Source organism: Neorhizobium sp. S3-V5DH (assembly GCF_004343065.1).
Lineage (GTDB): Bacteria > Pseudomonadota > Alphaproteobacteria > Rhizobiales > Rhizobiaceae > Neorhizobium > Neorhizobium huautlense.
Genome location: NZ_SMCL01000020.1, coordinates 1 through 11,915, shown reverse-complemented (window position 1 = coordinate 11,915; position 11,915 = coordinate 1). Strand labels below are relative to the sequence as shown.

At 59.7% G+C, this 11,915-nt stretch carries 11 protein-coding genes; 7 read left to right on the top strand and 4 right to left on the bottom strand.

Annotation, left to right across the window (positions count from 1 at the left end):
• Nucleotides 1-24 precede the first annotated feature (24 nt).
• The 3 genes from EDE09_RS21835 to panC all read right to left on the bottom strand — a co-directional run bounded on the left by EDE09_RS21835 (nt 25) and on the right by panC (nt 2,756).
• Nucleotides 25-939 (bottom strand): hypothetical protein, encoded by a 915-nt coding sequence (locus EDE09_RS21835; RefSeq protein ID WP_112797059.1) that lies wholly within the window; start codon nt 937-939, stop codon nt 25-27.
• Between the two features lie 123 nt (nt 940-1,062).
• Nucleotides 1,063-1,884 (bottom strand): 3-methyl-2-oxobutanoate hydroxymethyltransferase, encoded by an 822-nt coding sequence (gene panB, locus EDE09_RS21830; RefSeq protein ID WP_105370936.1) that lies wholly within the window; start codon nt 1,882-1,884, stop codon nt 1,063-1,065.
• Nucleotides 1,881-2,756 (bottom strand): pantoate--beta-alanine ligase, encoded by an 876-nt coding sequence (gene panC, locus EDE09_RS21825; protein WP_105370935.1) that lies wholly within the window; start codon nt 2,754-2,756, stop codon nt 1,881-1,883. The genes panB and panC overlap by 4 nt, the downstream gene beginning before the upstream one ends.
• A 320-nt stretch (nt 2,757-3,076) precedes the next feature.
• Here panC and EDE09_RS21820 point away from each other — a divergent pair, with 320 nt between their 5' ends.
• The 7 genes from EDE09_RS21820 (at nt 3,077) to EDE09_RS21790 (ending at nt 10,139) form a co-directional block, all read left to right on the top strand.
• A complete protein-coding gene (locus tag EDE09_RS21820) occupies nt 3,077-4,681 on the top strand; it encodes an ABC transporter substrate-binding protein (protein ID WP_105370934.1) in 1,605 nt (534 codons plus the stop codon).
• 61 nt (nt 4,682-4,742) lie between these two features.
• Nucleotides 4,743-5,759: an ABC transporter permease gene (locus tag EDE09_RS21815; protein WP_132412910.1), complete on the top strand. Its 1,017-nt coding sequence runs from the start codon at nt 4,743-4,745 to the stop codon at nt 5,757-5,759.
• 37 nt (nt 5,760-5,796) lie between these two features.
• Nucleotides 5,797-6,666, top strand: a complete 870-nt coding sequence (locus tag EDE09_RS21810) for an ABC transporter permease (RefSeq protein WP_105371051.1) — start codon at nt 5,797-5,799, stop codon at nt 6,664-6,666.
• A 28-nt stretch (nt 6,667-6,694) separates the two neighbouring features.
• The gene (locus EDE09_RS21805; RefSeq protein ID WP_105370932.1) at nt 6,695-7,552 is read left to right on the top strand and encodes an ABC transporter ATP-binding protein; all 858 of its coding nucleotides are present in this window, start codon (nt 6,695-6,697) and stop codon (nt 7,550-7,552) included.
• Nucleotides 7,549-8,307 (top strand): ABC transporter ATP-binding protein, encoded by a 759-nt coding sequence (locus EDE09_RS21800; RefSeq protein WP_105370931.1) that lies wholly within the window; start codon nt 7,549-7,551, stop codon nt 8,305-8,307. Before EDE09_RS21805 ends, EDE09_RS21800 begins: the two co-directional genes overlap by 4 nt.
• A gap of 30 nt (nt 8,308-8,337) precedes the next feature.
• Nucleotides 8,338-9,087 carry a FadR/GntR family transcriptional regulator gene (locus EDE09_RS21795; RefSeq protein WP_105370930.1) on the top strand — a complete coding sequence of 250 codons (750 nt, stop codon included), beginning with the start codon at nt 8,338-8,340 and terminating at the stop codon, nt 9,085-9,087.
• A complete protein-coding gene (locus tag EDE09_RS21790; RefSeq protein ID WP_132412908.1) occupies nt 9,084-10,139 on the top strand; it encodes a dienelactone hydrolase family protein in 1,056 nt (351 codons plus the stop codon). Before EDE09_RS21795 ends, EDE09_RS21790 begins: the two co-directional genes overlap by 4 nt.
• Nucleotides 10,140-10,160: 21 nt before the next feature.
• Here the strand turns inward: EDE09_RS21790 and EDE09_RS21785 are convergent, their stop codons facing one another.
• Nucleotides 10,161-11,309 (bottom strand): mandelate racemase family protein, encoded by a 1,149-nt coding sequence (locus tag EDE09_RS21785; protein WP_105370928.1) that lies wholly within the window; start codon nt 11,307-11,309, stop codon nt 10,161-10,163.
• Nucleotides 11,310-11,915 lie beyond the last annotated feature (606 nt).

Below are 11,915 nucleotides of genomic sequence, written 5' to 3'. Positions count from 1 at the left end.
AGATATTCTCTATTCGAGTTTATGTCAATTGCGCGAGAGAGGAAGTTTCGAGCCGGACAGAGCACGTTCCTCGAGCACGGCGTGACGGTAGCGGAAGAGCTTCGCCGGACGACCGCCGGTTTCGCTGGTGACCTCGCCGGTTTCCTCGATCAGTTGCTGCTGGTCGATCAGGCGACGGAAATTCGGCTTATGCAACGTCAGGCCGGCAAGCGCTTCCACAGTGCGCTGCAACTGCAGGAGCGTGAAGCTTTCCGGCATGAGCTCGAAGACAACGGGACGGTATTTGATCTTGGCCCGCAAGCGGGCGATTCCGGTGGCGAGAATGCGGCGATGGTCGGCAAACATCGGACGTCCACTGGAGATCTCGGCTGCTCCATGACCCGCCTCGGCGACCAGTCCGGCTTCATACATCAATTCGTAGCGCTGCAAGGTGAGATCCTCGTTCCACGCCGCATCGTGAAGGCCGAAGGCGAACTCCACGCGGCGCTTCCGATGCTCGCGGCGAGGCAATTCCGCAGCCGCCCAGGCCTGGAGCTGATCGGAAATGTCGGACAGGATCGCGGGCCTGCCGTTCCGGTGATCCTCCCAGGGGAAATATTCGTACCAGCCATGCCAGCCCGGCTTTCCGGCACCGGGAGCCGCTTGTTCGCGAACAAGACCGAGATAACTGATCGAAATCGAGCGCCGCTTGGCGCTCTCGTGAGTGCGGTCTCGATCTGCAAATGTGTAGAGCTGCTCCAGGTATCCGACGGGATGACCGGTCTGGTCCTGAACCCACTCCCGCAGGCCGGATTGCAGGCTTCGGTGGCCGAGCTCGAACGGACCGGAGGGCAGAGCCTCCCCTCGCCTCACCGTCATGACCTTGGGCTCCCCTTGGGTCACGGCGGTCAGCACGGCTATGAGTTCAGCAAGGGCAAGGCCGACCGTCACGCGGATCATCTCCAACTGGTATCGGCCGCCTTTATAACCAGCAGCGCACGAATTGGTAGAGCTGGAGGCGTCCCGGCATTCGTAAACGCAGTGGCGAACGAAAGCTTTCGAGGCCCTGGGAGGCGGAGAGTATTATGGCCGAGCCTTAAACGTATGTTGCTCCGCCGGAAATTCCCGCGCACGAACCTCCCGGGCATATTCCTCGACAGCCTTCGATACTCTTTGGCCAAGCTCGTCATATCGTTTGACGAACCGCGGCGTGAAGTCGTTGAACAGTCCCAGCATATCATCGGAAACCAGAATCTGGCCGTCACAGGCGGAAGATGCGCCGATGCCAATCGTCGGGATATCGATCAACCCGGTCAGCTCGCGGGCGAGAGGTTCAACCGTACCCTCGACGACGACGGCGAAAGAACCTGAAGTGCCGATGGCGGCCGCGTCACGCCGAAGCTTTGCACCTTCCTGTTCGGAATGTCCGACCGACCGGTAGCCGCCTGCAGTGTGCACCTGCTGAGGCATCAGGCCGATATGACCAAGGACCGGGATCCCTCGCGCAGTCAGGAAGGCGATTGTATCGGCCATTTCCGTTCCACCCTCCAGCTTGACGGCGTCGCACCCCGTTTCCTGAAGGACACGAGCGGCATTTCTAAACGCAACTTCCTTCGATTCTTGATAGGTCCCGAACGGCATGTCGACTACGACACAGGCATTGGCTGCGCCCCGCATCACCGCCTGTCCATGGGCAATCATCATATCCAGCGTGACGCCGAGCGTGGTCGGCATCCCGTAAAGCACCATGCCGAGCGAGTCCCCCACGAGCAGCAGGTCGCAGTGCGTATCGAGCAACCGCGCCATCGGTGTGGTGTAGGCGGTCAGGCAAACGATCGGATCGCCGCCTTTCATCGCCCGGATGCGCGGGGGTGTCAGCCGCTTCTGTCCTCCCACAGCGCTCATTCGACAATTCCTTCCAGTCTCTTTCGAGGGCCTGAGATAACCCTGTTGTCTAGCAATCGGGTGGAGCCGAAGCGGACAAAAAGAGCCACGACAACCGGTTCGTCGATTGAACTGACGGGGCGCAATGTCGAAGCGTCTCTCACTGCGACGACTTCAGTATATGCCAAAGGTTCGCGCGCCAAGAAAGCGCGCAGTTTTTCCTCAAGCTCATTCGGGTCCCCCAAGCCGGCCGCAACCAGCCGTTCGGCTTTGGCAAGCGCCTGCGGCACGATGACTGCCGCAGCTCGTTCCGCTTCAGTGAGGTAGACGTTGCGCGACGATAGCGCCAACCCGTCTTTATCCCGCACCGTCGGCACGGCAACGATACGGACCGGCAAGGCGAGGTCTTCCACCATTCGTTTGATGATGATGACCTGCTGATAATCCTTCTCGCCGAAATAAGCCGCCTGCGGCTGGACGATGTTGAAAAGCTTGCAAACGACCGTCGCAACGCCGGCAAAGTGCCCAGGCCGAACCGCGCCTTCAAGTTCGCCTCCGAGCCCTGGGACGTCAACCACGGTTTCCATCGGGCGCGGATACATATCCTGAACACCCGGGGCAAACAGGATATCGACGCCCGCTTCTTCGAGCATGCCGCTGTCGCGCGGCAGGTCGCGGGGATATCTCGCCAGATCCTCGTTGGGACCGAATTGGAGCGGGTTTACGAAAATAGAGGCAACAACGACCTCGTTTTCCGCTCTCGCACGCTTCACAAGTTCCATATGGCCGGAATGTAGATAGCCCATGGTCGGAACGAACCCGACACTTCTTCCGGTCGCCGTAAGCTGCCGGAGATGTTCCCGCAGCTCGCCAATGGCACGAATGACACGCATAATCCCTCCATGATCAAGCTTGGCCAGGGCGCGTAATACCAACCCCTGCCTTGGTCAATGCACGCGGGGTATTAATAACGATTAGCACCGGCCGCCTATTCGCTTGAAGAGCAATGCGCGTTGTCGCTGCCTGGCAGAGCGCCACTCGCTGCGCCTGTGGCGAGTGCACTTGGCGCTTGGCCGAAAATCTCCCGCCGTCCTGCTGAATCATCACACGGCCGCCCAGACGGCAGGTTGACACATGTCATAAGACGTCATATCACAATTAGGACATTTGAAGCTGCCGGTGAGGAGACCTGCAGCGCAAGGGAGGATCGATCATGAAGTCACTTCTCAAACTGGTTGCCCCGGTTTTGCTGGGCTCTACACTGCTTTCGCCACCGGTGCATGCAGAAACCCCACCGAACATGCTGGTCGTCGGTTTCTCGATGAACAACATTCTCACGCTCGACCCAGCGGCTATTACCGGCAAAGAAACCGTACAGGTTCTCACAAACATATATGATAACTTGGTTGCGCTGAATGCCACCAACCGGTCCCAGGTCGACCCGCAGCTTGCGGAGAGCTGGACCATCAGTGACGACAATTCCGCAATCACCTTCAAACTACGCAGCGGCGCGACATTCGCTTCCGGCAATCCGGTCACCTCGGCCGATGTGATCTGGTCCTTCAAGCGCCTGATGAAACTCAATCTCGCCCAGGCGTCGTTCCTCAAGACGCATGGCTTCTCCGCTACAAATGCGGACGCAAGCTTCACCGCCCCCGACGACCAGACCGTGGTCGTCAGGCTGCCAAAAAAGGTCGATCCGCAGATCATCGTCCAGACGCTCGGCATCGTCGGTCCCGGCTCCATTCTCGACAGCAAGGCCGTCATGGAGCACGACAAGGATGGGGACATGGGTGCTGCCTGGCTCACCAACAACTCGGCCGGTTCGGGTCCCTTTACGCTCGGTCAATGGCAATCCAACGAGCGGGTCACGCTGGAACAAAATCCGAAATATTGGGGCGAGAAGCCCGCGATGCGGCGCATCATGATGCGGCATCTCGCTGAATCGCAGAGCCAGCGGCTGATGCTCGAAAAAGGCGACATTGATATCGCCTATTCCATGTCGGCAGCAGACCTGAAGGCACTCGAGTCAAACAAGGACGTGAAGATCCAAACCAACGGCGGCAGCGGCTTCTATTACCTCGCGGTGTCGATGAAAGACGAGAAGTTCCAGAAGCCCAAGGTCCGCGAGGCGCTTCGCTATCTGATCGATTACCAGGGGCTGAATGACAGCGTATTGCCCTATTTCGGCAGGCTCCGTGACCGCCCTATCCAGACGGGCTTGCTCGGCGCCCTTCCCAATGCGGGCTACAAGCTCGACGTCGCCAAGGCCAAGGCCCTGTTGGCCGAGGCAGGTTATCCGGACGGCTTCTCGACGACGCTGAGAGCAATCTCGGACGTCCCGTTCATGAATGCCGCAACGGCGATCCAGGCTACGCTCGCTCAGGCAGGCATCAAAGCCGAGATCATCACCGGCGCCGGCGACCAGATCTATGGTGCGATGCGTGAGCGCAAATATGAGCTGATCGTCGGTCGCGGCGGCGGCGGACAGCTCCCGCATCCAGACTCCAACCTGCGTGCAATCGTCTACAATCCCGACAATTCGGATCAGGCCAAGCTGACTAATTTCCAGGGCTGGCGCACGTCGTTCTACGATGAAAAGATCAACAAGATGGTCGACGAGGCTCTCATCGAGGGCAACAAGGATAAACAGCTCAAGAGCTACCAAGATATCCAGAGCTATTACGCGGAGATGGTACCGGCAATCCAGCCATTCTCCGAGGTCGTCGACAGTGTCGGCTTCCGCGCCGATATTAAGGGGCTGGAACTGAACCCGTCCTGGTCGACCCAGCTCCGGACGGTCAAAAAAGAGCGGTAATCGCAGATGCCGTAGCGCCGCCGGCGCTGCGGCTTTTCACAATACGCTATCGAGGTGCCCCATGGGAAACGAGCGTCTATCCGCCTTCACGCGGCAGGCCGGCACGATATTGGCGACTCTTGTGGGCCTGCTGATCCTGACGTTCTGCATCGGTCGGCTCATGCCGGTCGACCCGGTGCGCGCGATCGTTGGCGAAGAGGTCGATCAGGCCACCTATGAGATGGTCGCAGAGCGGATCGGCGCCAACCTGCCGCTCTACCAGCAGTTCATCCGCTACATGAACGACCTTCTGCATGGCGATTTCGGCATCTCGATCCGCACCGGGCAACCGGTGATCAACGACATATTGCATGTCATGCCGGCAACGATCGAACTTGCCACATTTGCCATTCTCTTTGGCGCCGGCATCGGTATCCCGCTCGGCATCCTGGCGGCGGTGCGCCGCAATCGGCCGGTCGATCATGTGATCCGCTTCGTCACCCTCATCGGTCATTCTATGCCAATCTTTTGGACCGGCATGATCGGATTGATCGTCTTTTATGCGGTATTGGATCTGGTCGGCGGCGGTGGTCGCCTATCGGACTATTACATCGGCCTCGTGCCGGAGACCACAGGCTTCCTGCTGATCGATGCCGTCCTGGCAGGCGATTGGGAAGTCTTCTGGGACGCCGTCAACCATCTGCTTCTGCCCGCAAGCATCCTCGGCTATTCGTCGATGGCCTATATCACCCGCATGACCCGCAGTTTCATGCTCGACCAGCTGAACCAGGAATACATCATCACCGCCCGTGTCAAAGGTCTGTCGAAGGGGCGCACCGTCTGGCATCATGCCTTCGCCAACATTCGCGTGCAGCTCGTCACCATCGTAGCACTCGCCTATGGCAGTCTGCTTGAAGGGGCGGTGCTCATTGAGACCGTGTTCTCCTGGCCGGGCTTCGGTCAATACATCACCAACAACATGCTGATCGGCGACATGAACGCGGTGATGACCTGCGTGCTTCTCGTCGGCATCATCTTCATTGCGCTCAACCTGCTCTCCGATGCGCTCTACAAGATTTTTGATCCAAGGACGCGGTGAGATGACAGTCAGCTTTCTCTCCATGCAGGATGTCGCCATGCCAAACCCCCGTTCACACCGAAATTCGGCCTTTCACCGGCTGTTGGCGGTCATCCGTGAGCTTCTCGGCAACCCATCCTCCGGTTTCGGCTTCATCGTCATCAGCATCCTGCTCCTGACAGCGCTCGTTGCGCCGCTGATCGCTCCTTACGACCCCAACGTTATCGATCTCGGGCAGACGCTACAGGCGCCGAGCGCCCAGCATTGGTTCGGCACAGATGAGCTCGGCCGCGACATCCTGAGCCGCATCATCTACGGCACCCGTATAAGCTTGACGATCATCACCATCGTGTCCGTCATCGTCGGGCCTGTCGGCCTCGTCGTCGGAACGACCGCCGGTTATTTCGGCGGCTGGTACGATACGATCATGATGCGTATCACCGATATTTTCCTGTCCTTCCCGAGCCTCATTCTGTCGCTCGCCTTCGTCGCTGCCCTCGGGGCGGGACTCGAAAATGCGATCATCGCCATTGGCCTCACCGCCTGGCCGCCGATCGCCCGTCTGGCGCGCGCCGAAACGCTGACTTTTCGGGGCGCGGATTATATCTCGGCATCCCGCATGCAGGGTGCTTCCCCGCTGCGCATCATCGTCAAGTCGATCATGCCGATGTGCCTTCCTTCCGTGCTTGTCCGCATCACACTCAGCATGGCGACCGTGATCCTGACCGCTGCCGGCCTCGGTTTCCTCGGTCTCGGCGCTCAGCCGCCGCTGCCGGAATGGGGCGCGATGATCGCGACCGGCCGGCGCTATATGCTGGACAACTGGTGGCTGGTCGCTTTCCCGGGCGGCGCCATCCTGCTCGTCAGCCTCGCCTTCAACCTTCTGGGCGACGGCCTGCGCGACGCGCTGGATCCCAAGCAAAGATAGGCCCGAAACAGCGTTAGGATTTTCCGCCATGGACAACAGCCAAACTCTCCTGCGTGTTGAAAACCTCCGCGTCAGCTATCGTGCTGGCAAGGCTTACAACACGGTCGTCAGAGGCGTCTCCTTCGATCTCGGCCGCGAGCGCCTCGGCATCGTCGGCGAATCCGGCTCTGGCAAGTCGACCATCGGCCGCGCGCTGCTGAAGCTTCTACCGACGGCGAAAATCGAAGCCGACCGCATGGACTTCAGCGGCACCGACCTTCTCGCCGCTAACGAAAGGCAGATGCTGTCGATCCGCGGCCGGCGCATCTCGATGATCCTGCAGGATCCGAAATTTTCGCTCAACCCCGTCCACCGGGTCGGCGACCAGATCGCCGAGGCCTATCGGGTCCACTACCGGGCCTCCGCCCAGATCGCCCGGCAGAAGACGCTCGAAATGCTGGAGGCGGTGAAGATCCGCGATCCGGAACGGGTGTTCGGTCTTTATCCCCATGAAGTGTCCGGCGGCATGGGCCAGCGCATCATGATTGCCATGATGCTGATCCCGGAACCGCAGATCATCATCGCCGACGAGCCGACATCCGCTCTCGACGTTACCGTGCGCATGCAGGTTCTCAACATCCTGAACGAACTGGTGACAAACAAGGGTATCGGGCTCATCATGATCAGCCACGACCTCAATCTGGTCCGCAATTTCTGCGACCGCGTGCTGGTCATGCGCTACGGCGAAGTCGTTGAGGAACGTGCCGCTCGCGACATGAGGAACTGCACCCATCCCTATACCCAAGGACTGCTCGCCGCCCAGCCCCATATCGGCGGCAGCCGCAGGCCGCTTCCGGTCTTGAGCCGTGAGACCTCTCCAGCCGTCGTCAAGGAGGTGCGCCCATGACCGCCATCGATGTCAGCAATCTCTCGATCGATCTCGGCTATGGTTCGGCGAAGAAGCGAATCCTGGGAGATGTCTGCTTTTCGGTCGAAGCGGGGGAATCCTTCGGCCTGGTCGGCGAATCCGGCTCAGGCAAGTCGACCATCCTGCGATGCATCGCCCGCCTCCTCACGCTGTGGGAAGGCGACATCGAGCTCGAGGGCCGCTCTGTCAAGAACATGCCGTTTGCCGAATATTGCCGGATGGTCCAGATGGTTTTCCAAGACCCCTACGGCTCCTTGCATCCCCGTCAGTCGATCCGCACCGCGTTGCAGGAGCCGCTGCGCATCCATCGCATGGACCGGCAGATGGACCGCATGGAGCGGGCATTGGTCGATGTCGGGCTCAATCCGGATTTCCTGTCGCGCTATCCCCACGAACTGTCCGGCGGCCAGCGGCAGCGCGTGGCGATCGCCCGCGCGCTCATCCTCGAACCGCGCATCCTGCTTCTCGACGAACCGACCTCGGCGCTTGACGTCTCGGTGCAAGCGGAAGTGCTGAACCTGCTGGCCGATCTGCGGGCCAGGCGCAATCTCACCTATCTTTTCGTCTCCCACGATCTTGCCGTTATCGATCATATGTGCGAGCGGCTGGCGGTCATGCAGCACGGCCGGGTGGTCGAGGTCATGGGCCGTGAGGTGCTCGCAACAGGCCGGGCCAAGGATCCCTATGCGAGGGAACTGATCCAGGCGAGCCTCGAATACGATCAGGCTGTTTAAAGCTCCGCATCTGGCAGGGAGGTGTCTTGGATGTTAACCGAAGGCGAAAAACTGGGTCTGCCGTCCTCTCTGCGTAACAGGAGGGAGACGCTGAGTTCGCAGGTGGTGCGCACCATAGCCGAGCGGATCAAGCTCGAGATGTATCCACGAGGATCGAAGCTTCCCACGGAAAAGGAGCTGATCGAAGATCTCGGGGTCAGCCGGACGGTCATACGCGAAGCGATCGCCAATCTGAGAGCCAGCGGCCATGTGTCGATCCATCACGGGATCGGCGTTTTCGTTCGCCAGGACGCGGGCGTCGCGCCGTTCCGACTGGGCGACGAAAGCTTGATGATGGTCGAGAACGTGCTGAAAGGGCTCGAACTGCGCATCGGCATCGAGTCAGAAGCGGCCGCCCTTGCGGCAGAAAGAAGAACGCAGGCCGATATCGAGGCGATGATCGCGGCATGCGAAGCGATGGATCTGGCTGCCCGTGAGGTGCGCAGAGACACACAGGATGATTTTCGCTTCCATTGTGCGGTAGCCGCCGCGAGCCAGAACGAACATTTCTACGGGATATTCAACTATCTCGGCGAAACCCTGATGCCCCGCATGCGGCTTCAGGCGCATCAGGTCAGTGACGAGACCTTTTCGGCACATCTCGTTCGCGTCAACCAAGAACACCGCGCCATCCTGCATGCGATCGAAGCACGCGATGCGGAAGGCGCCCGCGCGGCCATGCGCAAACACCTGAGCGATAGCCGTGAACGGCATATCGAAAGGGTGCGACGCGGGCCGTGATCGACAGCGAGAACATGTCCAGCCTTGCAACGAGGCTGCGCGACAACCTCTCGTTCGCCTGGAACTTCGACCCGGAGAAGGAGAGTTTTCCGGACTGGAAGAGACGCACGAGAAACCGGGTGCGGGGCGCGTTAGACGCTCAGAGGATCATACCTGCCGACGCTTCGGTCACCGGAGAGTGGACTGCAGACGGCTGTATCGGCCAGCAACTCGAACTCCGATTTTCGAATGGCGAAAAAACCGCCGCCTACCTGTTGCGCCCGACTACGACTGCGCCGACTCCGGCGGCCCTGCTGTTGCACGACCATGGTTCCTTTTTCTCTATCGGCAAGGAAAAGATGATCGGCCGCCCAGGCGAGGTGCCCGAGATTGGTGCGGCCATCAAACAATGGACCACAAAGCTCTATGGCGGGCGCCATGTGGGCAACGAACTTGCCAAGCGCGGATACACGGTCTTGTGCGCCGACGCGCTCGGCTGGGGGAGCCGGAGGGGCAACGGCTATGAGGCGCAACAGGCGCTGGCCGCCAACCTCATGCAGTTCGGCGTCTCGCTCGCCTCGGTCATTCTGCGCGAAGACCTGGAGGCGCTCGCCTGGCTTTGCGAGCTCCCGAGCGTCGACGTGAACCGCGTTGCGAGCTTCGGCTATTCCATGGGCGGCTCGCGCGCCTGGCAGCTGGCTGCCCTTTCGGATCAGGTCAAAGCCTGTGTCGCGGGCGGCTGGATGGGGACCCTCGAGGGTCTCATGCAGCCGGGCAACAATCAGCTTCGCGGCCAGTCGGCTTTCTGCATGTTGCATCCGACGATCGCCGGAAAGCTGGACTACCCGCATTTTGCGGGTCTGGCGGCGCCCAAGCCGGCATTGATCTTCAGCGGCGCAGAGGATCGGCACTTTCCCGAAGCGACCGCCCTGGCAGCGCATCGGCAGATCCATGACATCTGGAATGCAGCCGGTGCCGTCGAACGGGTCGAGACGCATCTCTTGCCGGGCGCCCATGGCTTCCCTGCCGATCAGCAGGATTACGCGATCGACTGGCTCGATCGCGTAATCTGACATCAGTCCTCTCGCCGGCTATCAGCAAACGAGATTTGCATTGATGAATTCGAAGTTGATGTCCTCGCCAAGACCCGGCTTGTCCGAGATGTGAACGAAACCGTCTTCGTCCATCGGATCGACAAGAGCGTTCAGATATTCAAAGCCGTCATCATATTCGAGGAACGGATGCAGCAAGCCGCGCTCGTACCACTTGGCATTCTTGGTGCAGGCCGCGATGATCAGGTTCGGAGCGCCGTTTCCATGGATCTCGCAATTCATTCCAAAGGATTCGGCCAGATGCATGCATTTCATAGCCGGGCTGATGCCGCCGACATCGTGGACCCCGGTACGCAGGATGTCGCAAGCCTTGGAAGTGATCCATTCGGCGCGACTGAAGTGCTTGCCGCCGGCGCTTTCGGGCCCCAGCACCGGAATGTCGAGATTTTCCGCAAGCCAGGCGTAGGAGGCAGAACTCTGCTCGTCCATCGGCTCCTCGATCCAGTCGAAATCGAGCTTTTCCAGCCCCCTGCCGAGTTCCAGCGCCTCGGTGCGGGTATACCAATGGAAAGCGTCGATCATCAGGTGGATATCCGGCCCGACCGCTTCGCGTACGGCGGCACAGGCCTTCAGATCCATCTTGACATCAGGCGCCCAGGAAACGGGCGGCATCCAGGTATGCAGCTTGATACCTTTGTAGCCGCGCTTGACGAGCGTTTCGGCAAACCGGCCGTAATCCTCGGGTGTGGCCAGACCGTTTTTAAGTTCGTCGCCGCACATGATCGAGCCGTAGGCCGGAATCTTGTCACGATAGCTGCCGATCAGCTTGTGGACCGGCATGTTGAGCTTGCGGCCGGCAAGATCCCAGAGCGCGCAATCGACGATCGCGAGCGCGCGATCAGTCAGCTGCATGGCGCTGCCGCGCTGCCAGTGGGCAAGATCCTGCCACAGCCGCTCGCGGGCGAACGGATCTTCCCCGACCAATACCTTCTTCACAAACTTATCGATGACGTGCGGACGGATGACTTCCTGAGGCGCGAAGCAATAACCTTCGGTTCCATCATCGGCGACAATCGTGAGCAGGGCCTGATTGACCTTGTGTGGCGGACCGGGATGGGCATGGCCTGCGCTGTCCTGGTGCCGGCGCGTGGTATAAGAAAATACCCGCACATTGACGTCTGCGATCTTCAATCAGTTCTCCTGTTAACAAGCTGAAGGCGAATCTTTACGGCCTGCAGGCGCCTTTGAATGGTGAGCGGGTGCATATTGTTCAACTTAACACCCTATCGGTTTAACACCCTATCGGTCGCTGCGGCGCCTTCCGCCCCCAGACAAAAATGAACCGCGTCGATCTGATCCGCCATCTTATAATATCTTTTATCCAACGTCATATTATAAGATAGGAAACGGGCGTCAATGAATTTTTCAACATATTGGCAGGGTGCGCCAATTTCGTATTCACCTCCGAGCATTGGCAAGGCGACGTACCTTTGAAGGCTTTTAGCGAGGATGCTCTGAGTTCGCCACAACGTGGCACACCTGCGAGGCATAGCCTGGGCGACTCCATGGTACTATAAGTGCCCGATGTCATAATATGACAACCAGCATCCAGGAATAGCTGCCTGTCGATCGCTCAGCGCCATATCATCGGGGAGCGGAGGAAGCCATGTCGATGGTGTGGCATCGGCATAGGGGGCGATTCAATCAATCGCACCCCTGCCACACCACCCGGCATGCGGGTCCGCACCGGGCGGTTTGAGAGATTGAGGCTAAGCGAGCCTGGGTAGTCCGATTTGA

Excerpts from the sequence above, each read along its gene's own strand:
- EDE09_RS21815 (WP_132412910.1), top strand. The coding sequence starts at position 4,743 with ATGGGAAACGAGCGTCTATCCGCCTTCACGCGGCAGGCCGGCACGATA.
- EDE09_RS21805 (WP_105370932.1), top strand. The coding sequence starts at position 6,695 with ATGGACAACAGCCAAACTCTCCTGCGTGTTGAAAACCTCCGCGTCAGC.
- EDE09_RS21835 (WP_112797059.1), bottom strand. The coding sequence starts at position 939 with ATGATCCGCGTGACGGTCGGCCTTGCCCTTGCTGAACTCATAGCCGTG.
- EDE09_RS21795 (WP_105370930.1), top strand. The coding sequence starts at position 8,338 with ATGTTAACCGAAGGCGAAAAACTGGGTCTGCCGTCCTCTCTGCGTAAC.
- EDE09_RS21800 (WP_105370931.1), top strand. The coding sequence starts at position 7,549 with ATGACCGCCATCGATGTCAGCAATCTCTCGATCGATCTCGGCTATGGT.
- panC (WP_105370935.1), bottom strand. The coding sequence starts at position 2,756 with ATGCGTGTCATTCGTGCCATTGGCGAGCTGCGGGAACATCTCCGGCAG.
- EDE09_RS21820 (WP_105370934.1), top strand. The coding sequence starts at position 3,077 with ATGAAGTCACTTCTCAAACTGGTTGCCCCGGTTTTGCTGGGCTCTACA.
- panB (WP_105370936.1), bottom strand. The coding sequence starts at position 1,884 with ATGAGCGCTGTGGGAGGACAGAAGCGGCTGACACCCCCGCGCATCCGG.
- EDE09_RS21810 (WP_105371051.1), top strand. The coding sequence starts at position 5,797 with ATGCCAAACCCCCGTTCACACCGAAATTCGGCCTTTCACCGGCTGTTG.